Source organism: Nitrosospira sp. Nl5, from assembly GCF_900102495.1.
Classification (GTDB): Bacteria; Pseudomonadota; Gammaproteobacteria; order Burkholderiales; family Nitrosomonadaceae; genus Nitrosospira.
In genome coordinates this window covers 20,363-42,074 of the sequence record NZ_FMVQ01000008.1, presented here as the reverse complement: position 1 = coordinate 42,074, position 21,712 = coordinate 20,363, and the positions used below count along the sequence as shown (strand labels likewise).

Annotated in this window: 22 protein-coding genes; 11 read left to right on the top strand and 11 right to left on the bottom strand. The window is 53.9% G+C overall.

Translation table 11 applies throughout. From position 1 onward, the window contains the following. Positions 1 to 14: 14 nt before the first annotated feature. From BLP45_RS09080 to BLP45_RS09070, 3 genes are all read left to right on the top strand, one after another. Positions 15 to 1,280 carry an RsmB/NOP family class I SAM-dependent RNA methyltransferase gene (locus BLP45_RS09080; RefSeq protein WP_090371888.1) on the top strand — a complete coding sequence of 422 codons (1,266 nt, stop codon included), beginning with the start codon at positions 15 to 17 and terminating at the stop codon, positions 1,278 to 1,280. Beyond that, positions 1,277 to 1,864 carry a phospholipase D family nuclease gene (locus tag BLP45_RS09075; protein ID WP_090371886.1) on the top strand — a complete coding sequence of 196 codons (588 nt, stop codon included), beginning with the start codon at positions 1,277 to 1,279 and terminating at the stop codon, positions 1,862 to 1,864. Before BLP45_RS09080 ends, BLP45_RS09075 begins: the two co-directional genes overlap by 4 nt. Positions 1,865 to 1,957: 93 nt before the next feature. Further along, entirely contained in the window at positions 1,958 to 3,247 is a 1,290-nt protein-coding gene (locus BLP45_RS09070; RefSeq protein ID WP_090371884.1) for a mechanosensitive ion channel family protein, read from the top strand. Positions 3,248 to 3,307: 60 nt separating this feature from the next. Here the strand turns inward: BLP45_RS09070 and gloA are convergent, their stop codons facing one another. After that, positions 3,308 to 3,697: a lactoylglutathione lyase gene (gene gloA / locus BLP45_RS09065; protein WP_090371882.1), complete on the bottom strand. Its 390-nt coding sequence runs from the start codon at positions 3,695 to 3,697 to the stop codon at positions 3,308 to 3,310. Beyond that, positions 3,698 to 3,886: a rubredoxin gene (locus BLP45_RS09060; RefSeq protein ID WP_090371881.1), complete on the bottom strand. Its 189-nt coding sequence runs from the start codon at positions 3,884 to 3,886 to the stop codon at positions 3,698 to 3,700. It lies immediately after the preceding gene. Between the two features lie 45 nt (positions 3,887 to 3,931). Here BLP45_RS09060 and thiD point away from each other — a divergent pair, with 45 nt between their 5' ends. Genes thiD through hemL form a run of 3 tightly spaced genes read left to right on the top strand, consistent with a single transcriptional unit; the run spans position 3,932 to position 6,708 of the window. Next, positions 3,932 to 4,783 carry a bifunctional hydroxymethylpyrimidine kinase/phosphomethylpyrimidine kinase gene (gene thiD / locus BLP45_RS09055; protein ID WP_090371879.1) on the top strand — a complete coding sequence of 284 codons (852 nt, stop codon included), beginning with the start codon at positions 3,932 to 3,934 and terminating at the stop codon, positions 4,781 to 4,783. Beyond that, positions 4,764 to 5,438: a thiamine phosphate synthase gene (gene thiE / locus BLP45_RS09050; RefSeq protein WP_090371877.1), complete on the top strand. Its 675-nt coding sequence runs from the start codon at positions 4,764 to 4,766 to the stop codon at positions 5,436 to 5,438. The genes thiD and thiE overlap by 20 nt, the downstream gene beginning before the upstream one ends. Further along, a complete protein-coding gene (gene hemL / locus BLP45_RS09045) occupies positions 5,425 to 6,708 on the top strand; it encodes a glutamate-1-semialdehyde 2,1-aminomutase (RefSeq protein WP_090371876.1) in 1,284 nt (427 codons plus the stop codon). The genes thiE and hemL overlap by 14 nt, the downstream gene beginning before the upstream one ends. A gap of 60 nt (positions 6,709 to 6,768) precedes the next feature. Here hemL and BLP45_RS09040 read toward each other — a convergent pair whose 3' ends face one another. Then, on the bottom strand, positions 6,769 to 7,428 hold the full coding sequence (locus tag BLP45_RS09040) for a c-type cytochrome (protein ID WP_090371874.1): 660 nt from the start codon (positions 7,426 to 7,428) through the stop codon (positions 6,769 to 6,771). An 89-nt stretch (positions 7,429 to 7,517) separates the two neighbouring features. Here BLP45_RS09040 and BLP45_RS09035 point away from each other — a divergent pair, with 89 nt between their 5' ends. Then, positions 7,518 to 8,138, top strand: a complete 621-nt coding sequence (locus tag BLP45_RS09035) for an SPOR domain-containing protein (RefSeq protein WP_090371872.1) — start codon at positions 7,518 to 7,520, stop codon at positions 8,136 to 8,138. Between the two features lie 21 nt (positions 8,139 to 8,159). Here the strand turns inward: BLP45_RS09035 and BLP45_RS14940 are convergent, their stop codons facing one another. Then, positions 8,160 to 8,285: a hypothetical protein gene (locus BLP45_RS14940; protein ID WP_256327763.1), complete on the bottom strand. Its 126-nt coding sequence runs from the start codon at positions 8,283 to 8,285 to the stop codon at positions 8,160 to 8,162. Positions 8,286 to 8,395: 110 nt separating this feature from the next. Between BLP45_RS14940 and map the strand changes: the two genes are divergently transcribed. Continuing rightward, complete coding sequence (gene map / locus BLP45_RS09030) at positions 8,396 to 9,196, top strand: type I methionyl aminopeptidase (RefSeq protein ID WP_090371870.1); 801 nt, start codon at positions 8,396 to 8,398, stop codon at positions 9,194 to 9,196. A 94-nt stretch (positions 9,197 to 9,290) separates the two neighbouring features. Next, positions 9,291 to 11,933 carry a [protein-PII] uridylyltransferase gene (locus tag BLP45_RS09025; RefSeq protein ID WP_090371869.1) on the top strand — a complete coding sequence of 881 codons (2,643 nt, stop codon included), beginning with the start codon at positions 9,291 to 9,293 and terminating at the stop codon, positions 11,931 to 11,933. Positions 11,934 to 11,994: 61 nt separating this feature from the next. On the opposite strand, the gene BLP45_RS09020 is transcribed toward BLP45_RS09025, so the two are convergent. After that, the gene (locus BLP45_RS09020) at positions 11,995 to 12,741 is read right to left on the bottom strand and encodes a 4-aminobenzoate synthase (RefSeq protein ID WP_090371867.1); all 747 of its coding nucleotides are present in this window, start codon (positions 12,739 to 12,741) and stop codon (positions 11,995 to 11,997) included. Between the two features lie 32 nt (positions 12,742 to 12,773). Next, positions 12,774 to 15,074 carry a 5-methyltetrahydropteroyltriglutamate--homocysteine S-methyltransferase gene (metE, locus tag BLP45_RS09015; protein WP_090371865.1) on the bottom strand — a complete coding sequence of 767 codons (2,301 nt, stop codon included), beginning with the start codon at positions 15,072 to 15,074 and terminating at the stop codon, positions 12,774 to 12,776. Between the two features lie 116 nt (positions 15,075 to 15,190). Here metE and BLP45_RS09010 point away from each other — a divergent pair, with 116 nt between their 5' ends. Continuing rightward, entirely contained in the window at positions 15,191 to 16,105 is a 915-nt protein-coding gene (locus tag BLP45_RS09010; RefSeq protein WP_090371864.1) for a LysR family transcriptional regulator, read from the top strand. Positions 16,106 to 16,214: 109 nt separating this feature from the next. On the opposite strand, the gene BLP45_RS09005 is transcribed toward BLP45_RS09010, so the two are convergent. After that, complete coding sequence (locus tag BLP45_RS09005) at positions 16,215 to 16,961, bottom strand: 4-aminobenzoate synthase (protein WP_090371862.1); 747 nt, start codon at positions 16,959 to 16,961, stop codon at positions 16,215 to 16,217. 196 nt (positions 16,962 to 17,157) lie between these two features. Between BLP45_RS09005 and BLP45_RS09000 the strand changes: the two genes are divergently transcribed. After that, positions 17,158 to 17,580, top strand: a complete 423-nt coding sequence (locus tag BLP45_RS09000) for a YqaA family protein (RefSeq protein ID WP_090371860.1) — start codon at positions 17,158 to 17,160, stop codon at positions 17,578 to 17,580. A gap of 113 nt (positions 17,581 to 17,693) precedes the next feature. On the opposite strand, the gene grxD is transcribed toward BLP45_RS09000, so the two are convergent. From grxD to hemA, 4 genes are all read right to left on the bottom strand, one after another. Continuing rightward, positions 17,694 to 18,002, bottom strand: coding sequence for a Grx4 family monothiol glutaredoxin (gene grxD / locus BLP45_RS08995; RefSeq protein ID WP_090372050.1), 309 nt, complete (start codon positions 18,000 to 18,002; stop codon positions 17,694 to 17,696). Positions 18,003 to 18,101: 99 nt separating this feature from the next. Beyond that, complete coding sequence (prmC, locus tag BLP45_RS08990; RefSeq protein ID WP_090371858.1) at positions 18,102 to 18,953, bottom strand: peptide chain release factor N(5)-glutamine methyltransferase; 852 nt, start codon at positions 18,951 to 18,953, stop codon at positions 18,102 to 18,104. A gap of 85 nt (positions 18,954 to 19,038) precedes the next feature. After that, on the bottom strand, positions 19,039 to 20,115 hold the full coding sequence (gene prfA, locus BLP45_RS08985) for a peptide chain release factor 1 (RefSeq protein WP_090371856.1): 1,077 nt from the start codon (positions 20,113 to 20,115) through the stop codon (positions 19,039 to 19,041). Beyond that, positions 20,112 to 21,365, bottom strand: a complete 1,254-nt coding sequence (gene hemA, locus BLP45_RS08980; protein WP_090372048.1) for a glutamyl-tRNA reductase — start codon at positions 21,363 to 21,365, stop codon at positions 20,112 to 20,114. Before hemA ends, prfA begins: the two co-directional genes overlap by 4 nt. Between the last annotated feature and the right edge of the window lie 347 nt (positions 21,366 to 21,712).

The window sequence follows — 21,712 nt, the reverse complement described above, 5'->3', positions numbered from 1 at the left end:
AGTGCCTACAATAGATGCGTCTCACCCCTGCTCACCTAGACATGGCAACCGCCGCGCTGCGTGCCGTGCTTCCGCTGGAACACCCCGCTGACTCGATACTGCGGCATTTTTTTCGCGAAAATCCAATGCTCGGGGCAAACGACCGGGCGTTTATTGCAGAAAGCATATTTGGCATTCTGCGTCACCGGTTTTTTCTTGAGTGTGTTGCCGGCACTATGCCCCGTCCCCTGCTACTCGCCTACCTGGCGAAATTTCAGGGTATGAATTTGCGCGAGCTGGTACCGCTCGTCAGCGAGGCCGAGGCGAAATGGCTTTCGGGAATCAAGGCGGCAACACCGAACTCTGAGCCACTTGCTATCCAGGCTGAACTCCCCGAGTGGCTGGTGGAAAAGCTGGGAAGCTTCATGCCGGATGCCGATATCCTCGCTCTCGGACGTTCGCTGCAACAGCCTGCTTCGCTTGATTTGCGCGTGAATACGCTGCTTGCAAATCGCGACGAGGTACTTGCGTTACTCAGCAAAGACGGAATTGAATGCAATACTACGCCGTACTCGCCTATCGGCATCCGTCTCACCGGCAAGCCCGCGATCAACCGCCACGAACTGTTCCTCACCGGCAAAGTGGAAGTACAGGACGAGGGCAGCCAACTGCTGGGCTATTTGCTCGCCCCAAGGCGCAGCGACATGGTGGTTGATTTCTGTGCGGGGGCTGGGGGCAAAACGCTGATGCTAGGTGCGCTGATGCGCTCGCAAGGGCGCATCTATGCTTTCGATATTTCCGAGAAACGCCTGAATAATCTCAAGCCGCGCCTCAAGCGCTCCGGTTTATCCAACCTGTATCCGCAGCGTATCGCCAATGAAAATGACATCAAGGTAAAACGCCTGACGGGGAAGATCGACCGGGCGCTGGTGGATGCTCCATGCAGCGGCCTGGGAACACTGCGACGTAACCCGGATTTGAAATGGCGGCAATCCCCCCGGAGCATCGAAGAACTCAAGCGCAAGCAAGCGGCGATTCTGTCGTCTGCGGCAAACCTCCTAAAACCCGGCGGCAGATTGATCTATGCCACCTGCAGCTTTTTGCCGGAGGAGAACCAGGAAATTGTCGAACGTTTTCTCGCTAGCCACTCCCGGTTCAACGTGCTGAATTGTGCCGAGCTTTTGACGCAGCAAAAAATTTCGCTCGACACCGGCGTATACCTGCAATTATCCCCCGGTTCGCATGGCACGGACGGTTTTTTTGCCGCCGCAGTGGAACTGGCAAAGAAGGAAGCAGCATGATACTGCTCGATCGCGGCACTTTCATTGCCGGCTGTCTGGCCGTCCTTTTTGCCGCGTCTGCAGCAGCCTTTGAGCCACCTCATCATCATGAGGGCAGCGCGGCCCTTATTCTTCCCGCTACCGGCACAGTGCAGGTTGCCTTCACTCCAGGAAATGATGCCGGCAAGCTTATCGCGGATGCTATTCATGATGCACGCCGGCAGGTGCTGGTGCAAGCATTCAGCTTTACCCACCGCAAAATTGCTGAAGCATTGATCGCAGCCAAACAGCGTGGAGTGGACGTAAAAGTGGTTGCGGATAAGGAACAGACCCATCGAATTCCCACTAGCGTGATCGCGAAACTGGTAGCCGGCGGCGTGCCGGTTTTTATTGATTCCGATCACACCGGTGCCCACAACAAAGTCATTGTGATTGACGCCGATAGCCCCGGAGCAACGCTGATTACGGGTAGTTTCAACTTTACCCACGCCGCGCAGTACAAGAATGCGGAGAATGTGCTGTTGATACGCGGCAATCTGGCGCTCACCGATCTTTACCTGAAAAACTGGCGCCACCACTACGAACACTCACAGCCTTACCGATAGACGCAACTTGCGGCTTTGCCACGACACGGTGTGGCAAGCTTGTCCGGCCCTGCGAGAATTTATTCCAGCGCATGCTCAGTTCCAGCAAACCTCATGCAATCCAATAACGAATTCCAGAGCCTCCTCCGTAATCTGATCACAGATGCGCAGGAAGTGAGTGTCCTGTGGCAGCTTGCCGTGCTGTTTGCAAGTCTTGGGCTAGCATGGCTGCTGCAATGGCAATTCAGGCAACGTATCGCATCGCAGGTAGGCGGCAGCGGGCCGCTAAATATCAGCGTGAACAGCATGAGCCGGCTTATCTTCCCCTTCTTTGCGCTTGCCCTGGTGATCCCAGCCAGGTGGGCCCTGGATCACTGGTATTCGACGCATCTTCTCAACATCGTTGTCCCGTTGTTGTTTGCGCTCGCGCTGATTCGCGTGACCGTCTATATGCTGCGCAGGGTTTTTTCCAGCCAGGAGTGGCTGCACCCATGGGAGCGATTCATCGGGTGGACAGTTTGGATCGGGCTGGTACTCCACATAACAGGTCTGTTGCCGGAGATTCTAACGCTTCTCGATGATATTTCCTTCCATGTCGGCAAGCAACGCCTCTCAGTATTGCTGATCGTGCAAGGGATCCTCGCATTCACGCTCAGTATGCTGGTAGCACTGTGGCTCGCCAGCTCGCTTGAAGCTCGTATCATGGACGCCAAGGCGATGGATATCAACCAGCGGGTAATACTCTCGAAACTTATCCGCACGCTTCTGATTTTTTTAGGCGTGCTGGTCGCCTTGCCAATGGTTGGCGTGGACATCACCGTCCTGTCCGTATTCGGGGGCGCACTTGGCGTCGGGCTGGGATTGGGTCTACAGAAGATTGCCAGCAACTACATAAGCGGCTTTATCATTCTCCTGGATCGCTCTCTGCACATCGGCGATGTCGTGACGGTGGATAACCGCAAAGGCGAGGTCACTTCGCTCACCACGCGATACGTCGTCCTCAAGAGTGACGACGGCACCGAAGCCCTGATTCCCAACGATACCTTTATTACCTCGACAGTGGTCAGTCAGACCTATTCCGATCACCGGATACGTCTGGTTTTGCCAATTCAGATCAGTTACGCCAGTCCTATTGAAATCGCGATGAACATCATGCTGGAGGTTGCGAAAAAACAGCAACAAATATTGGTTGATCCGGAACCGGTGGTGATCCTGAGGGAGTTTGCCGACGATGGAATCAAGCTGGAATTGATTGTCTGGGTAGAGGATCCGGAAGGCGGAGCACTGCGGCTACGTTCCGCCCTGAATCTTGAATTCTGGTCTCAATTTCAGAAAAACGGCATCGACATTCCTTTTCCGCAACGGGAAGTGCGGCTGGTGCGGCCCGGCAAATTGGAGAGCTAGCCGCAGAGGAAGCTGGATTTTTTCCAAGGATAAGGACCGGTTTCAGCCCCCCTTTCACGGCTATACCGTTTTTTTCTGTATGAACTCGATCTTGTAACCGTCAGGGTCTTCCACGAATGCAATCACAGTGGCGCCATGTTTCATTGGCCCCGCTTCACGTGTCACTTTGCCGCCGCGCTCTTTTACATCCGCGCACGTCTGGTAGGCATTTTCCACTTCTATGGCAATATGCCCATAGCCAGTGCCCAAATCGTATTTTTTTACATCCCAGTTATGGGTTAATTCCAGGACCGCGCCATCTGTTTCCTCCTGGTAACCGACAAAAGCCAGGGTGAATTTACCCTCCGGGTAATCCCTTCGACGCAGCAGCTTCATCCCGAGCACATCGGTGTAAAAAGCAATGGATTTTTCCAGGTCGCCGACTCGCAGCATGGTATGTAGAATACGCATTTAAATTTCTACCATCTCAAAATCTTCCTTGCGCGCGGCACATTCCGGGCAAGTCCAGTTCATCGGCACGTCTTCCCACCTTGTGCCGGCAGGGATGCCTTCTTCCGGCGATCCTTCAGCTTCGTCGTATATGAAGCCGCAAATGAGGCACATGTAACAACGGTAAACGCGACTTTCGGTAGTGGGCATGATAGGAGTAATTTGGGTTAAAATGCCATTTTACGGTATTCGTCCATGTCTCAGCCACCCCCTATAGTACTTTCTTTCGCTGCCAGCGACTCAAGCGGTGGCGCCGGCATTCAGGCTGATATTCTCACGCTTGCCAGCATGGGTTGCCATCCCCTGCCAGTGATTACAGCCATTACTGTGCAGGACACCGCCGGCGTGGATGACGTCATGGCCTTGGACCCGGAATGGGTGGCGGACCAGGCTCGCGCGGTCCTGGAGGACATGCCGGTACATGTTTTCAAGATCGGGATGCTGGGCAGCGTTGAAATTATCACAGCCATCGCCGAGGTAATTTCCGATTATCCTAATATCCCCCTCGTGCTGGACCCGGTGCTTGCCTCAGGCCGCGGTGACGAACTCGCCAGCGAAGATATGGTGGCAGCGATGCGCGAACTGCTACTTCCTCAGGCCACCATCGTCACTCCCAACAGCATGGAAGCCCGGCGCCTCGCGCAGGATGATGAAGATGACGATGGAACGCCGCCGTTGAGCCAGTGCGCAGTCCGGCTTCTGCATATGGGCTGCCAGTACGTACTCATCACCGGAACCCATGAGAATACTTCACAGGTCATTAATAACCTGTATGGAACCGATGGCCTCATACGCACGGATTCGTGGCAGCGGTTGGCAGGCTCTTACCATGGGTCGGGATGCACGCTCGCGTCGGCTATCGCCGCGACTCTTGCCAACGGCTTGTCCCTCGCCGAGGGGGTATATGAAGCCCAGGAGTATACCTGGCAGTCGCTGAAATCCGGTTTTCGTCCGGGAATGGGGCAATACCTGCCGGACCGGTTGTTCTGGGCCCGCGAGGAACCCGCCGCGGATGGAGATAAGGCGAATGACGCCACTGCGAATTAACGGCTTATACGCCATCACACCGGATATGGATGATAGTTCCAATCTGGCTACGATGACCCGGCAGGCGCTGATGGGAGGAGCGCGGCTGGTTCAGTATCGCAACAAAATAGCGAATAGTGCTCTGCGCCTGGAGCAGGCACGTTTAATCGCCCCTCTTTGCCGGAAATTCAACGTGCCCCTCATTGTCAACGATCATCTTGACCTTGCCGTTGAGATCGGTGCTGACGGCGTGCATTTGGGGCAGGAAGATGCTCCTGTCACCGAAGCGCGGCGCAGGCTGGGAGCTGGAAAGATTATCGGGGCTTCCTGTTACGATCGACTGGAGCTTGCGGTGGACGCCGAGCGGCAAGGCGCGGATTATGTTGCATTCGGCGCGTTTTTTGCTTCGGTCACCAAACCCGGCGCAGCAGGAGCACCCCTCAATTTGCTGCGCGACGCAAAGCGAAAACTGCATACTGCTGTTGTCGCTATCGGCGGCGTCACTCCCAACAATGCGGTGGAGCTGATCCATCTGGGCGCAGACGCGGTGGCAGCAAGCAACGCTTTGTATAGTGCAAGGGATGTCCGGTCCGCGGCTGAGAAATTTTCCCGGCTATTCAAACCAGCCAAATATTCCATTCCTCATAATTATGAGCTATCAAATGACCTCACGTAATCAGCAGTTATTTGAACTGTCCCAACAATATATTCCCGGCGGCGTTAATTCGCCGGTACGCGCCTTCAAGTCAGTCGGAGGTACCCCCATATTTTTCCGGCGCGGAAAAGGACCCTATGTGTGGGACGCAGACGATAAAACCTACATTGATTACGTTGGTTCATGGGGGCCTTTAATTCTTGGCCACGCTCATCCAGACGTAATCAAGGCAGTGCAGGCAGCGGCGCAAAATGGATTGACTTTTGGCGCACCTACTGAGGCGGAGCTCGAAATAGCGGAGCTGTTGTGCCGGCTGGTGCCTTCAATTGAGCAGGTGAGGCTGGTGAGCTCGGGGACTGAAGCGACCATGAGCGCCATTCGTCTGGCGCGAGGCTACACCGGTAGAAACCGCATTATTAAATTCGAGGGTTGTTATCATGGGCACGACGATGCCTTGCTGGTGAAGGCGGGTTCCGGGGCACTGACTTTCGGCCATCCCAGTTCCGCCGGAGTCCCTGAAGGAACCACTGCAAGCACCGTGGTGCTGGATTACAACGATCTCTCCGGTGTGAAACAGGCATTCGGCCAGTTTGGCGAAGAAATTGCCGCGGTCATCGTCGAACCGGTGGCGGGCAACATGAACCTGGTAACACCGCAAACCGGTTTCCTGCCGGCCCTGCGCGAATTGTGCACGCAATATGGCAGCGTACTGATCTTTGATGAGGTGATGACAGGCTTTCGGGTGGGACAGGGATGTGCCCAAGGGCTCTACGGCATAAAACCCGACCTTACCACTCTCGGCAAGGTGATCGGCGGCGGCATGCCAATGGCGGCTTTTGGCGGCAGGCGTGACATTATGCAGTGCCTGGCCCCCCTGGGGCCCGTGTACCAAGCGGGTACGCTTTCCGGCAATCCTGTCGCGGTGGCTGCCGGACTGGCCACACTGAGGCTGGTGCAGATGCCGGGGTTTTATGAAAAACTCGCCGCCACAACGGGGCAACTTACTGAAGGTCTCACCCTGGCCGCCAAAAAACACGGTGTCATTTTTTGCGCACAGGCGGTGGGCGGCATGTTCGGCCTCTATTTTCGGGAGAATCTACCCGCAAGCTATACTGAGGTGATGAGTTGCGACAAGGAAGCCTTTAACCGCTTTTTTCACGCCATGCTTGAGGAGGGCGTTTACTTCGCTCCGTCAGCATTCGAAGCCGGGTTTGTTTCCGCGGCACACGGCGACGCCGAAATCAGCAAGACGTTGGCTGCGGCTGAAAAAGTATTTGACACATGGAAGTAAAAACCAGCCTGGCTACCAGCCGGCCGTTTGGGGCTGTTTAACTCGGCTTCAGACTAGCGTTTAACGCAAACCGGAAATAAACTCCGATACCGCCTGCATTTCCCTCTCGCTCATGCGTGTAGCGATTATATGCATCTCGTTGTTGGCATCTTTGGTGCGCTGTTCAGTCCGGAACGCTCGCAGTTGTGCTGCCACGTATTCCGAATGTTGCCCTGCAAGGCGCGGATAGCTGGTTGGAATGCCGGCGCCATTGGGGGAATGACAACCAGAACACGCGGGGACGCTGGTTTCGAGGTTGCCGCCGCGATATATCTTTTCACCCTGTTCCGCCAGCAGTTTGTCCTTGGCTACTCCAGGTTTGGGAGTCTGCTGGGCATAATACGCGGCGAGATTCTTCATATCATCCGGCGAAAGCGGCGCGACCATTGCGGCCATAATCGGGCTCTCGCGTTCCGCGGGCTTGCCGTCTTGCGACTTGAAATTCTTCAGTTGCTTGATGATATACTCGGCATGCTGTCCGGCCAGGCTTGGATTCGCGGGAATGGAGCTGTTGCCGTCGGCGTTGTGACAAGCCGCGCAAACCTGAGTTGCAATTTCCTGACCCTTGGCTGCGTCACCCGGCGCTTTCCCGGTCTCGGTGGCCGTATCGGCAAAAATTTGGTGAGATAGAACCAGTGCGGCAAATGCTACCACGTTCGAAACTAGCTTCATGCCTTGCATTCCTTGAACCCCGGAAAAATGATATTCGTACTATGAATATTGCATTTTAACAAGGAGAGGGCTGGTTAACAACAATAAACCACCAACAAATGAGAACATTATTTTTTCTGTTGCTGCTTACCAACGCCGCGTTTGCGGCTTATATGCTGTCGAGGCCGGGACCAGGTGCCGGCACACCGCCGCAATTGGAACTTCGGTCAGAAAAAGTTAAGCCGTTGCCTGCGCCGGCGACGTGTCTGGAATGGGGGACTTTTCTTGATGCGGATATGGAGCGTGTCGAGGCCGTGATCGCCGCACAGCAACTGGGCAACCAGGTAACCCGGCAAGCAATGGGTAAAGTTCCGGTTTATTGGGTGCATATCCCGCCGCTCGGAAGTAAATCCCGCGCGGAACAGAAAATCGGGGAGCTTAAAAGATTAGGGATAACCGATCATTCCCAAGTTCAAGACGGCGGCAAATGGGATAATGCCATTTCAATGGGGTTTTTTCAGGAGATAGACGAGGCGCGGAATTTGCTGACGTCACTGAGAAGTAAAGGCGTAAGGTCAGCGATTATCGGCGCACGTAACGTGGAACAGGTGAAATTTGTCGTACCCGCGCCGTCAGAGGATGTCACAAGAAAAATGATGGAGCTGAAACGGGAATTCCCCGGCAGTGAGCTGAATACGACGACCTGCGAGCATGCAGCCGAATTTGAAGAATCGAAATGAAAGGTGCTCCGAGCTACTTGTTCATGGCCAAACGCGGCAATACACACCGTCTTCCATGCCGGTCTTGCAATGCGATACGGCAAACTCCATCATATGTTTATCCAGTTTATCATAAGCTTTCTCCAAATCCGGCAGTTGACCGCTCATTCTTCATTCATTTTTCAGCTCGGTACCATGATCAATAAAGACTTTCTGTACCACTTGACCTTCCCCTATATCGTGAGTTCACTACAGGGCCAACTGCCGGATTCAGGATTATGACCGTATCGGTGAAATCCTCCCAGGAAATAGAGAAAATGCGGATAGCGGGTAAACTGGCATCGGAGGTGCTGGATTACATTACTCCCTTCGTCAAGCCTGGCATCACCACGAATGAGCTGGATGCACTGTGCCACGATTATATGGTCAATGTGCAGGATACCGTTCCAGCTCCGCTCAATTACGCGCCACCCGGATATCCGCCTTATCCAAAATCCATCTGCACTTCCGTTAACCACCAGGTGTGCCATGGCGTGCCGGGTGAGAAAAAACTGAAGTCCGGCGATATTGTCAACATTGATGTAACTGTCATTAAAAATGCGTATCACGGCGATACCAGCCGCATGTACTACGTTGGGGAGCCGGGAATCCAGGCAAGGCGCCTGTGTGAAATTACATACGAATCCATGTGGCGCGGTATTGAGGAAATCAAACCAGGCAAACGATTAGGGGATATCGGCCAAGCCATCCAGCAATTCGCCGAAAGTCATGGGTGCAGCGTAGTGCGGGAATTTTGCGGCCACGGCATTGGCGCAAAATTTCACGAGGAACCACAGGTACTCCACTATGGCCGTGCCGGCACCGGGCTCCAACTCAAAACCGGGATGATTTTCACGGTCGAGCCGATGATCAATGCGGGGAAGGCTGCCATACGCCAAATGGCCGATGGGTGGACCATCGTTACCAAGGATCACAGCTTATCGGCGCAATGGGAGCACACGGTGCTGGTCACCGATAACGGATACGAAGTGCTGACCCTGTCAGCCGGTGCACCCCCCAAGCCCGCCTTTCGTTCCTGATCGCCATGAAGCGCTACGATACAGGACTGCCGCGAAGTGCTCTTTAATCTGAACGCGCCCTCTATCGAGCTTATCAGAAAGGAAAAGCCAAGTAATGCAAAGGGTTTCTACGAGCCATGGCGTTAACCGGAGAGATGGGCGATCAACCGCCGGATTCAGGTTTAGCCCCGAAACGGGCAAGACGGCCCTGCTTCAAGGGCGCGAGTTGTTACATCAACGCTATTGCAGGAATAAAAATGGCGCAGCCTTGCTGCGTGACCATTGTGAGCTCGTGGATGCCATCCTGCGCCAAGTGTGGCGGGAAATGGCAATGCCGAATTCCATCGCGTTACTGGCGGTAGGGGGCTACGGGCGCGGACAGCTTTTTCCTTATTCCGATATTGATCTGCTGGTACTCCTTCCTGGTGGCAAAAGCGGTGCCGATGCAGTAGACGATCCTGTCAAAACCCGTCTGGAACACTGGGTAGGATCGCTGTGGGATATTGGGCTGGAGGTTGGGCACAGCGTCCGTACACTCGCCGAATGTGCGGAAGAGGCGGAGAAGGATATTACGGTGCAAACCAGTCTGCTGGAAGCGCGTCAACTTGCGGGACACCGTCAATTGTTCTGCGAATTCTCCCATGCCATGCGGGCTGCGCTAGAGCCTCGTGCATTTTTCATTGCCAAGCAACTGGAGCAACAACAGCGTCACGGCCGATATCATGATGCCACCTACAATCTTGAGCCCAACTTGAAGGAAAGCCCCGGTGGTCTTCGAGATTTGCAGAATATCCTGTGGGTGAGCCGCGCTGCCGGCCTGGGAAAATCCTGGTCAGGGCTCGCCAAGGGTGGATTCATCACTCGGCAGGAAGCCCGCCTCGCACAGCGTCATCAAACCATCCTGCAAGACCTGCGCATCGGGCTGCACTATCTCGCAGGAAGACGTGAAGATCGGCTGCTATTCGATTATCAGACTTCCCTCGCCGAAGAGTTCAATATCTCCGGCAAACCACCGCGTCTTGCCGGTGAAATGCTGATGCAGCGCTACTACCGCGCCGCCAAGGCGGTGACACAGATTAACACCATCTTGTTACTCACACTCCGTGCGGAAATTTTTCCTGGCAAGATGGCGGCTCCGGTTGCTATCAACGAGCGATTTCAGAAGCGCGGGGAATTGCTGGAAGCAAGCGACGAAAACATTTTCAGGCGGAACCCTAGCGCGATTCTGGAAAGTACGCTGCTGCTACAGCAGCACCCTGAATTAAAGGCCCGTAGTGCAGGGACTCTGAGAGCGATGTGGCGGGCCACGCCGCAAATCAACGCGAAGTTCCGGCACAATCCGCGCAATCATGCATTGTTCATGAAAATCCTGCGTCAGCCACGCGGGCTTACCCGCGAACTGCGCTTGATGAACCGCTACGGCATCCTGGGGCGCTATATCCCGGCTTTCGGGCGCATCGTCGGCCAGATGCAACATGACCTGTTCCATGTTTATACAGTGGATGAACATATCCTGATGGTAGTGAGAAATCTGCGCCGCTTCATGGCGCCGGAATATGCTCACGAGTATCCATTATGCAGTCGGCTCATGGGTGACTTCGAACGCCCTGAAGTGCTCTATCTCGCAGGCCTTTTCCACGATATTGCCAAAGGACGCAAAGGGGACCATTCGAGGCTTGGTAAAGCAGACGCGACGCACTTCTGCCGGCAACATGCAATGTTACCGGCAGATAGGGAACTGGTTGCGTGGCTGGTGGAGAATCATTTGGTAATGTCGATCACGGCACAAAAGAAAGATATATCCGATGCGGACGTAATTAGAGAATTTTCCTCGCGTATCGGAAACGAGCGTCGGCTTATTGCGCTTTACCTGCTCACCGTCGCTGATATTCGAGGCACCAGTCCAAAAGTATGGAATGCATGGAAGGGCAAGCTGCTGGAAGATTTGTTCTGGACAACGCGGGGGTATCTATGCGGCGCGCCAATTCATGCGGACGATATGCTGGAAAATCACAGAAACAAGGCGCTGGAATTGCTGCAACGCGCTGGTATTCCCCCCGATGCCCATGAACAGCTCTGGTCGTCGCTCGATCCCGCTTATCTGCTGCTGCATGAGCCACAGGAAATCGCCTGGCATACGCGTCATTTGAGCCACCGGGTAAAGTCACCGACGCCAGTGGTAAAAGCGCGCATCGCACCGGCTGGAACAGGCATTCAGGTACTGGTCTACGCTCCCGATCAAAAGGATCTGTTCGCGCGTATTTGCGGTTTCTTCGACGGCATGGATTACAACATCGTCGAAGCCAAAATTCATACTACCGGCGACGGCTACGCGCTCGATAGCTTCCTGGTGCTGAACCCTTTCAACGTTGTCGAGCATCACCGCGACGCGATCAATCTTGTAGAGCATGAACTGACACAGCAACTGGAACAGCAAGTGCCCCTAAAACCACCGCTACAGGGGCGGGTCAGCCGTCATCTCAAGCATTTTCCGATTACCCCGGAAGTCGATATCGAACCCGATGAAAAAGGTACATATCATGTTCTGTCAATTGTTGCCGGCGATCAGCCAGGATTGCTGTCCCGCATTGCGCAGGTACTGGTGCGTTTCGGCGTAAACGTTCACAGTGCCAGGATAAGCACCCTGGGCGAACGTGCCGAGGATACATTTCTGGTCACGGGAGAAATACTCAAGCAAACGAGAACGCTGCTCCACTTGGAAACAGAGTTGTTAAACGCATTGCAGACAACGGGCTAAACAGCTCATGCGAGATAGTAACGTCTCCATAGCAATGGTCAAATTCATGCCAAGCGAATACTCAGTGAACCGTAACAGCGGCCTGATCCTCGCGGGCGAGGTCTGAGCAATAATTCTCGTAGATGCCATCGAGAAACCCCCACAGCGCTTCACATGCCCGCGTCGTTGCCGCCAGTACTTCAGCCTGCTTCTCCGGAGTATCGGCAAAACGCGCAATCAATGCCCATTCCGCCTGCGAGTGATGCACGTCGGCTTCCTGGTGCACGGTAAAGAATTCGTAACTGTCCGGGTCGTTCATTCCATAGAACCTGGCCAGACCGTCAATCTTTACGGCAGCAACCGCCGGTACTTGCGATTCAAATGCGTGCATTGCCGCAAGACCCGCATAGAATGGCTGGTTCAGGCAGATGTCCCGAAACGTCGATACCAGCCTGGCGGTGGCAGGCAAAGCTGTCGCGCCGGCCAGGCTTTTGTCGCTTGCTCCCAGCGCCAGGGCAAACGTCTTCCACAAGGCAGGATGGTTCTTTTCGCCATGCTCTTCGCTGATCAGATTCTTCAATACTTCCTGGCGCACGCTGATGTCGCCGCTATTGGTCTCCGTATGAAGGTGCGGCGTATTGAAGTGCACCGCACTTAAATATGTCGGCTCGGCCAGTACATTATGAAAGTATTGTTCGGCATAATGCCGTAACTGGTCTTTGGATAGCTTGCCTTCCGTCCAGGCAACATAAAAAGGATGCTTGAGCAGGTGCTTCGCGTCAATGATGGCGTTGACCTTTTGCTTCAGTGATACATCGGTGGTTGTCATGATTTTCCTCTTGAACAGAGATGGGTAATCGGTCAGCAGGTTTCAGCTTGCGAAATATCCAGGCGGGCACGCAACAGTCGCGCAGCTTCCACCATGCGCTCCAACGCCGTGACAGTTTCTGTCCAGCCCCGCGTCTTCAAGCCACAATCGGGGTTAACCCATAGCTGTTTTGGATTGATCACCAGGCAGGCTTTCTCCAGTAATTCGAGCATTTCCGCGGTATCCGGAATCCGTGGCGAATGAATATCGTATACCCCCGGTCCGATTTCATTGGGATATTTGAAATGACCGAATCCGTCCAGCAACTCCATCCGTGAGCGCGAAGTTTCAATCGTAATGACATCCGCTCCCATATCGGCGATCGCTGGCAGGATATCGTTAAATTCAGAGTAACACATGTGGGTATGTATCTGCGTATCGTCTTTTACCCCGGAGCTGGCTACCCGGAAGGCTTCCACCGCCCACTGGAAATATCCGTTCCAGTCGGCCTTTTTGAGCGGCAGTCCTTCCCGAAACGCCGGCTCATCTATCTGAATAATACCAATGCCGGCCCGCTCCAGATCGGCGACTTCATCGCGGATAGCAAGCGCAAGTTGCAACGCCGTGAGGGAACGCGCTTGATCGTCACGCACAAATGACCACATCAGCATGGTTATAGGTCCGGTCAACATCCCCTTCACCGGCTTCTCGGTCTGACTTTGCGCATATTGAATCCAGTCGACAGTCATGGGTTCGGGACGATAGATATCGCCATAGAGAATCGGCGGCTTTACGCAACGGGAACCATAGCTTTGTACCCATCCATTCTCGGTAAAGGCATAGCCCCACAATTGCTCGCCGAAATATTCCACCATGTCGTTGCGCTCGGGTTCTCCATGCACGAGTACGTCCAACCCGATCTCCTCCTGTTTTTTTATCGCAAACCGGATTTCGTTGCGCATCGCTTCCAGATACTGCAGGTTACCGAGCTCTCCTTTCCTGAACGCGGCGCGCGCTTGGCGAATCTCCGGCGTCTGAGGAAACGAGCCGATGGTCGTAGTCGGCAAAAGGGGAAGTTGAAACCGCCGCCGTTGCAGTAACTGCCGCACCGGGAATGGACTGGCACGCCCGCTATCGTTATGCGTCAGGCTTTGCAAGCGCTCCTGCATCACAGGGCTGTGTATGCGTGGTGAGTCGCGGCGCTCTTGTCGTGCCTCGGCAGCGGCATCCAGACTTTCCCGTATCGCATTTTCCCCCTGGTCCAGGCCGCGTCCGAGGGTCGATACTTCCTTCAATTTCTGTGCGGAAAATGCGAGCCAGTTTTTAATCTCGCCATCCAGCCGGGTTTCCAGTTCAAGATCCACCGGACAATGCAAAAGCGAACAGCTTGGCGCAATCCACAATCTTTCACCCACGATTGCCTGTGCTCGCGACAGAATGGAGAACGCCTGCGCCAGGTCTGCGCGCCATACGTTGCGCCCATCAATGACACCCAATGACAGCACTTTGCCAGCCGGATAATTGTCGAGAAAAATATCGAGCTGATGCGGTGCGCGGCATAAATCAATATGCAAACCGTCCACCGGCAGTTTTTTCAATCGTGCGGCATGGTTATCCACCGCTTCAAAATACGTCGCCAGCAGCAATTTCGGCCGTTTCGTTCCAGTTGCATCCAGGGCAGCATAGGCGTGATCCAGCCTGCTGAGCCAGTCGTTATCCAGATCAAGCGCCAGCAATGGTTCGTCGATTTGTACCCATTCCACGCCAAGGGATGCGAGCCGGGCCAAAATCTCGCGATAAACGGGCAACAGGCGCGTTAACAAGTCAAGACGATTGAAACCCGGCTCCGTCTCTTTACCGAGATATAAATAGGTAAGCGGCCCGATCAGTACAACCTTGGGTGAAATACCAAGCGCCTTGGCTTCGGCTACTTCCCGGAAGAGCTGCGACGAAGCGATACGGAATTCGGTGCGCGCGTCGAATTCCGGGACGATGTAGTGATAGTTGGTATCGAACCATTTGGTCATCTCCATCGCCGGCTGACCTGGAGTTCCACGCGCCATGGCAAAATACAAATCCAGGTCAACTTCACCACTGTCTGCGTTAAACCTTGCGGGCCCTGCACCGAGCAGTGCCGTCATGTTCAGCATTTGATCGTAAAGCGCGAAATCGCCAACCGGGATCAGGTCAATGCCTGCTTCGCGTTGCAAAATCCAATGTTGCTTCCGCAATTCCGCCGCCGTAGTTTGCAGTCGCTCTTCGTTGATATCGCCACGCCAGTACGCCTCAAGCGCCAGTTTCAGCTCTCTTCGCGCGCCGATGCGCGGGAAGCCCAGGTTGTGTGTCAATGCCATGTGTCCTCCGCTATTCTCAGTTGCTGATTCAGTTGCTAAAAGGAAAGATTGTGTGGCAGACTACACTATGAATCAAATGAAATTTTATAAAAAACCAATGAATTAAATTCATAAATATGCTTGAACTGCGCCATCTCCGCACCCTTGCAGCATTGCACGAAACCGGCAGCGTCTCGCGTGCTGCAAAGCGCGTGCATCTTACCCAGTCCGCATTGTCACACCAGATCAAGAGCTTGCAAAGCCATTATGGTTTGTCGGTCATTCAACGAAGGGGGCAATCCATCGAACTCACCGATGCCGGGAAACACTTGGTGTCACTTGCCGAAAAAGTGCTGCAGGAAATTCAGGCAACCGAACGGGATCTGGCTAAAGTCTCGCAGCAAGCATCGGGGAGTTTGCGCATCGCGTTGGAATGCCACACTTGTTTTGATTGGCTAATGCCACTCATGGATGAGTTCCGGTTGCATTGGCCGGACGTGGAACTGGATCTGGTTTCCGGGTTCCATAGCGATCCCGTCAAACTTCTAGAGGAAGGAGGCGCGGACGTGGTGATCGGATCGGAGCATAAACGGCAGCGCGATATTATCCACCATCCGTTATTTCGTTTTGAGATTCTCGCAGTGCTGGCACCGGAGGATCCCTTGCGCACAAAACGTATATTGCATGCTGCGGACTTCGCCGACACGACGCTTATTACCTATCCGGTGCCGGAAGATCGTATTGATCTGATTCTTAACGTGCTGAAGCCCGCCGGCATTCATCCACAGCGACGTACGGCGGAACTGACTGTTGCCATTCTGCAACTGGTAGCCAGCCGCCGCGGTGTTGCAGCGCTCCCTAGCTGGGGGATCAAAAACTACGTTGATCACGACTATGTAATTGCCCGCCGCATCGGCTCCAATGGACTATGGAGCGACCTGTATGCCTCGACGCTCAAGGAAACGGCATCTCGTCCTTATCTGCGCGATTTTTTGACGACTGCAAGAAATACCTGTTTTGCTACGCTTGATGGAATTGTGCCATTGGAATGAAAGCTTCCGGCAAAGAGGAGAGAAGAAAAAGAAACGGGGAAATACCAGCTTGAAAGATCATCTGATGAGCAAGCGACGCATCGTTTGCTCATCAGAACACACACACCGGTTAGTGCATAGTAACAGCGGCCTGATCCTCGCGGGCGAGGTCTGAGCAATAATTCTCGTAGATGCCATCGAGAAACCCCCACAGCGCTTCACATGCCCGCGTCGTTGCCGCCAGTACTTCAGCCTGCTTCTCCGGAGTATCGGCAAAACGCGCAATCAATGCCCATTCCGCCTGCGAGTGATGCACGTCGGCTTCCTGGTGCACGGTAAAGAATTCGTAACTGTCCGGGTCGTTCATTCCATAGAACCTGGCCAGACCGTCAATCTTTACGGCAGCAACCGCCGGTACTTGCGATTCAAATGCGTGCATTGCCGCAAGACCCGCATAGAATGGCTGGTTCAGGCAGATGTCCCGAAACGTCGATACCAGCCTGGCGGTGGCAGGCAAAGCTGTCGCGCCGGCCAGGCTTTTGTCGCTTGCTCCCAGCGCCAGGGCAAACGTCTTCCACAAGGCAGGATGGTTCTTTTCGCCATGCTCTTCGCTGATCAGATTCTTCAATACTTCCTGGCGCACGCTGATGTCGCCGCTATTGGTCTCCGTATGAAGGTGCGGCGTATTGAAGTGCACCGCACTTAAATATGTCGGCTCGGCCAGTACATTATGAAAGTATTGTTCGGCATAATGCCGTAACTGGTCTTTGGATAGCTTGCCTTCCGTCCAGGCAACATAAAAAGGATGCTTGAGCAGGTGCTTCGCGTCAATGATGGCGTTGACCTTTTGCTTCAGTGATACATCGGTGGTTGTCATGATTTTCCTCTTGAACAGAGATGGGTAATCGGTCAGCATATCATCGCGAAATAATATCGTTAAGTCAAATTTTGATGATTAAATGCTGGTCATACGATTAATGACCGCGCTCGTAAAAACAACAATCCGTTAACGCCTCCACTTGCGGCAGGTTCGCGGCTACACTGGGACTCTCATTTGTTTTTTAGAAGCTTTTATGGATGAGCAGGCGAGCCTGCTGGCGCTCTTTACCAGTAGTTTTCTTGCCGCCACCTTACTCCCCGGCGGCTCGGAAGCAGTACTATTTGGCGTTTTGACAGCTTATCCCCAACTTTATTGGTCCGCCCTGGGAGTCGCCTCAGTAGGAAATGTACTGGGCGGCATGAGTTCGTACGTTATCGGGCGCTTTTTGCCCGATGAAAAAACGCTTCTGAAAAAAGCCGGGGGCAATATGCGCGGCCTGGAGTGGGTGCGGAATTATGGAAGTCCGATACTACTGCTGGCATGGGTGCCGCTGATCGGCGATTTGCTGTGTGTTGCGGCGGGATGGCTTCGAATCAACTGGATATCGGCGATGGTATTCATGGGTGCGGGAAAATTTATTCGTTATTGGGCAATCGCGACTGCTATCACCCCTTAGTCCCCTTGCACGGTTCGTTCTTCCAATAAAGAAGCCGGCTATTACTTTATCGGCCGGCTTATCGGTTCTCCATCAACCAAACATCAGATAATCTATCTCTTTACCTCTTCCATTCACTTCTGAAGCAACTTTTGTAGCTCACCGCTCTGGTACATTTCCGTAACGATGTCAGAACCGCCCACAAACTCGCCGTTGACGTAGAGCTGGGGGATAGTCGGCCAGTTTGAGTACTCCTTGATGCCTTGCCGGATTTCCGGTTCGGAGAGGACATCCACCGCGAAAATATCACTTACCCCACACGCATTGAGCACTTTGACCGCATGGGCGGAGAAACCGCACTGGGGGGCTTGCGGCGTGCCTTTCATATAAAGTACCACGGGATGAGCGGTTACTTGCTGCTTGATGGTTTCTTGCGTATTCATGTCTGGCTCCTCGTCATTTGACCAACCCAAAAAATCAGCTTGTGGAAAAATTAAGCCGCTTTCAAGAGATTGATTCGTCCTTTCAATATACATCCGACTTTATATTCTAGCAGTTTCCCGAGGAAACTCCCAAACCCCGCCGCTGGCTCTCATGATGCCTGCCAGATCGGGGCGGGAAAACACCTCGCAAAAACCCGCTTTATCCAGCAATTGCCTACATGCTTCCGCCTGATCATAGCCATGTTCCAGCAACAACGTGCCGCCTGCAACGAGATGCGCGGCGGCGGAAGCGATAATGCAGCGAATACAGTCGAGACTATCGCCGCCCGTTGTCAACGCCGTCTGTGGCTCGAAACGCAAGTCGCCTTGAGCAAGATGAGGATCGCTACCGGCAATATAGGGTGGATTGGAAACGATGAGATCGAATCTTTTGCCTGCAAGTCCGCCGAACCAGTCGCCCTCGATAATGCGGATATTATTTACATTAAGCTGCCTGGCGTTTATTTTGGCCACAGCCACAGCATCGGCGGACGCGTCCACCGCAGTGATATTCGCGAGTGGACGATGGTTGGCGATGGATATTGCGATGGCGCCGCTACCGGTCCCGAGGTCAAGAATTTTGCTGGAATGATCCAGTGGCATTCTCTCCAACGCCAGATCCACCAGGAGCTCGGTTTCCGGGCGAGGAATGAGTACCGCGGGTGTTACCTTAAAACTCAAACCGTAAAACTCGCGTTTCCCCATAAGATAGGCAACCGGCTCGCCTTGTGCGCGCCGTGCAATCAACTGATGCAAGTATTGCGCTTCTGCCGGAACCAGTTCCTGATCGGAATGAGCAATAAGATGGGCATGGTTCACATTAAGTACGGTCTGTAATAACAACCGCGCATCGGTATCGCCAATGTCCCCACGGGCTTGACTTAGCGCTTGCAATATCGTGATTTGCTGCATTATGGGATATCGGTGCTTCAACCTGAAACTACAGCTCAGACACGAGTAAGCATTGCTACGCATGCACTGGAATAAAGCATGTTTCTTACTCCGCCATCGCCGCCAACTGCTCCGCCTGATGCTCGGATACCAGGGCGGAACACAATTCGTTCAGGTCTCCATCCATGATCTGCTCTATCTTGTAAAGCGTCAGGTTGATGCGGTGATCGGTTATTCTGCCCTGAGGAAAATTATAGGTGCGAATGCGTCCAGAGCGATCGCCGCTGCCGATCAATGACTTGCGGGTAGCAGCCTGCTTGCTCTGTTGCTCTTGCGTTTGCTTATCGCGAATTCGCGCAGCCAGCACACTCATCGCCTGGGCCTTGTTTTTGTGCTGCGAGCGCCCGTCCTGGCACTCGACCACGATATTGGTAGGCAGATGGGTGATGCGCACCGCGGAATCGGTCTTGTTGATATGTTGACCGCCGGCGCCGGAGGCGCGGTAAGTGTCGATCCTTAACTCTGCCGGATTCAGCACCACGTCCATGATCTCGTCCGCCTCAGGCATCACTGCAACGGTACAGGCGGAAGTGTGAATACGCCCCTGGGTTTCGGTTGCAGGCACGCGCTGCACCCGGTGGCCGCCTGATTCAAACTTTAGCTTGGAGTAGGCGCCGTTGCCAATGATCTTGGCGATGATTTCCTTGTAACCACCAGCTTCGGATGGGCTTTGAGAGATTATTTCCACCTGCCAGTGTTGGCGCTCTGCGAAACGGGCATACATGCGAAACAAGTCGCCCGCAAATAACGTAGACTCATCTCCGCCTGTTCCAGCGCGGATTTCCAGAAAAATATTGCGCTCGTCATTGGGGTCCCTGGGCAGCAACTGTTTTTGCAGTTCCGCGCCGATTTGCGTGAGCTTCTCTTTGCCATCGCGTATTTCAGCGTCGGCAAACTCGCGCATCTCGGCGTCGGCACACATTTCCTGCGCCGTATGGATGTCGCGCTCGCTTTGCAAATACGCGCCGTAAAGCTCCACCACTGGCGCGATCTCTGCACGTTCGCGCGAAAGCTTGCGGTAGTTATCCAGATTAGCGGTGATGGTTTCGCTACTCAATAGATGATTCAATTCCTCCAGGCGCACGCTAAGTTGCGTGAGCTTGGCAGCGATACTTTTGTTCATTCTGGGCGGTGGAGGTGGTACAGCCGGTTGATCAGATCGACCAGATCGTCACGTTCATCCGCTGCGGCATGATTGAGGGCGTAGGAGGGAATATGGAGAAATTTATTGGTCAGGCCATTACTCAAGGATTCTATGATCTTTTGCGGGTCCTCGCCCTTGGCCAGGAGTTTCTTGGCTCGCTCCAGCTCATGGCGCCGATACCGTTCGGCCTGGTCGCGCAATGCCCGTATGGTTGGGACCAGTTCGCGCGACTCAAGCCAGTGCATGAAATTCACCACGTTCGAGTCGATGATCGCTTCGGCCTGCGCTACCGCGCCGTGGCGAGAATCGAGCCCTTCTTTGACAATATCGGCAAGATCGTCGACGGAATAGAGAAATACATCATCCAGCTCCGCCACTTCCGGCTCCACATCTCTCGGCACAGCCAGATCCACCATAAAAATCGGGCGATGCTTGCGCGCCTTGATCGCACGCTCTACCATGCCTTTGCCAAGTATGGGCAACGTGCTCGACGTGCAAGTTACCACAATATCGTGCAATGCCAATTGCTCGGGAAGCTCGTTCAAGGTGATGGCCTGCGCATTGAAACGATGCGCCAGAATCTGTGCACGCTCGCTAGTGCGATTCGCGACGGTAATACGCTTCGGATGGCGGGCGGAGAAATGGCTGGCGCATAATTCGATCATCTCGCCCGCTCCGATGAACAATACGCGCTGCTCGCCGATGTCCCCGAAAATCCGTTCAGCCAGCCGCGTAGCGGCCGCAGCCATGGAAACCGAATTCGCCCCGATCTCCGTGGAGCTGCGGACTTCCTTGGCCACAAAGAAAGTACGCTGGAATAATTTATGCAATAGCATGCCGAGCGTGCCGGCGTGTTCTGCGGACTTCACCGCGCTCTTTAATTGCCCGAGTATCTGCGGCTCACCCAATACCATGGAATCCAGCCCGCTGGCCACCCGGAAGGCATGCTTCACCGCTTTTTCGCGAGGCAACTGGTAGAGATACGGTTCCAGCTCACGCGCCTGCAAGTGATGGAAATCCGCCAGCCAGTGCATTGCCGCCTCCGGCTTCTCGGTACTGCAATAAACCTCGGTGCGATTGCAGGTCGAAACGATCGCCGCCTCCCTTACCGGACGGTGGCCCACGAGATCGTGCAATGCGTGTTCCATTGCATCTTCCGGAAACGCAACCTGCTCGCGCACGTCCAGTGGCGCGGTCTGGTGGTTAATGCCAAAGGCAAATAACTGCATGGACGACAATGTAAGCACAGGTGAAGAATCTGAAAATTTGCTGATTATAGTATTACAAGCGTTTGAATACCATAAATTAGAATGGTTTCTACGTAGAAGAGTTTCAGGTTTACAGAAAAATATGAGGAGCTCTACAGGAATAGCAAGGGTGATTTTCGTCGCTTGCCGCTACTTGAGAAATCATTACGGGTTTTTTAGTAGCACCAGGATAGCTTGCCGCGAGTTGTATCGCCATTCCCATCTCAAAGACTGGAGAACTTTTAAGCGGAACCTGTGGCGCGAAACATGCGCCACCGCTGTCGCAATTATTGACACATTTTTCAAGTCCATTTTCCAGTCATGACTAA

What these genes read in the sequence shown, in the direction of transcription:
- BLP45_RS09025 (WP_090371869.1), top strand. Translation starts at nt 9,291, where the DNA reads ATGCAAAGGGTTTCTACGAGCCATGGCGTTAACCGGAGAGATGGGCGA.
- prmC (WP_090371858.1), bottom strand. Translation starts at nt 18,953, where the DNA reads ATGCAGCAAATCACGATATTGCAAGCGCTAAGTCAAGCCCGTGGGGAC.
- BLP45_RS09070 (WP_090371884.1), top strand. Translation starts at nt 1,958, where the DNA reads ATGCAATCCAATAACGAATTCCAGAGCCTCCTCCGTAATCTGATCACA.
- thiE (WP_090371877.1), top strand. Translation starts at nt 4,764, where the DNA reads ATGACGCCACTGCGAATTAACGGCTTATACGCCATCACACCGGATATG.
- BLP45_RS09020 (WP_090371867.1), bottom strand. Translation starts at nt 12,741, where the DNA reads ATGACAACCACCGATGTATCACTGAAGCAAAAGGTCAACGCCATCATT.
- BLP45_RS09000 (WP_090371860.1), top strand. Translation starts at nt 17,158, where the DNA reads ATGGATGAGCAGGCGAGCCTGCTGGCGCTCTTTACCAGTAGTTTTCTT.
- BLP45_RS09005 (WP_090371862.1), bottom strand. Translation starts at nt 16,961, where the DNA reads ATGACAACCACCGATGTATCACTGAAGCAAAAGGTCAACGCCATCATT.
- BLP45_RS14940 (WP_256327763.1), bottom strand. Translation starts at nt 8,285, where the DNA reads ATGAGCGGTCAACTGCCGGATTTGGAGAAAGCTTATGATAAACTGGAT.
- metE (WP_090371865.1), bottom strand. Translation starts at nt 15,074, where the DNA reads ATGGCATTGACACACAACCTGGGCTTCCCGCGCATCGGCGCGCGAAGA.
- BLP45_RS09080 (WP_090371888.1), top strand. Translation starts at nt 15, where the DNA reads ATGCGTCTCACCCCTGCTCACCTAGACATGGCAACCGCCGCGCTGCGT.
- hemL (WP_090371876.1), top strand. Translation starts at nt 5,425, where the DNA reads ATGACCTCACGTAATCAGCAGTTATTTGAACTGTCCCAACAATATATT.
- thiD (WP_090371879.1), top strand. Translation starts at nt 3,932, where the DNA reads ATGTCTCAGCCACCCCCTATAGTACTTTCTTTCGCTGCCAGCGACTCA.
- prfA (WP_090371856.1), bottom strand. Translation starts at nt 20,115, where the DNA reads ATGAACAAAAGTATCGCTGCCAAGCTCACGCAACTTAGCGTGCGCCTG.
- BLP45_RS09060 (WP_090371881.1), bottom strand. Translation starts at nt 3,886, where the DNA reads ATGCCCACTACCGAAAGTCGCGTTTACCGTTGTTACATGTGCCTCATT.
- BLP45_RS09040 (WP_090371874.1), bottom strand. Translation starts at nt 7,428, where the DNA reads ATGCAAGGCATGAAGCTAGTTTCGAACGTGGTAGCATTTGCCGCACTG.
- grxD (WP_090372050.1), bottom strand. Translation starts at nt 18,002, where the DNA reads ATGAATACGCAAGAAACCATCAAGCAGCAAGTAACCGCTCATCCCGTG.
- BLP45_RS09035 (WP_090371872.1), top strand. Translation starts at nt 7,518, where the DNA reads ATGAGAACATTATTTTTTCTGTTGCTGCTTACCAACGCCGCGTTTGCG.
- map (WP_090371870.1), top strand. Translation starts at nt 8,396, where the DNA reads ATGACCGTATCGGTGAAATCCTCCCAGGAAATAGAGAAAATGCGGATA.
- hemA (WP_090372048.1), bottom strand. Translation starts at nt 21,365, where the DNA reads ATGCAGTTATTTGCCTTTGGCATTAACCACCAGACCGCGCCACTGGAC.
- BLP45_RS09010 (WP_090371864.1), top strand. Translation starts at nt 15,191, where the DNA reads ATGCTTGAACTGCGCCATCTCCGCACCCTTGCAGCATTGCACGAAACC.
- BLP45_RS09075 (WP_090371886.1), top strand. Translation starts at nt 1,277, where the DNA reads ATGATACTGCTCGATCGCGGCACTTTCATTGCCGGCTGTCTGGCCGTC.
- gloA (WP_090371882.1), bottom strand. Translation starts at nt 3,697, where the DNA reads ATGCGTATTCTACATACCATGCTGCGAGTCGGCGACCTGGAAAAATCC.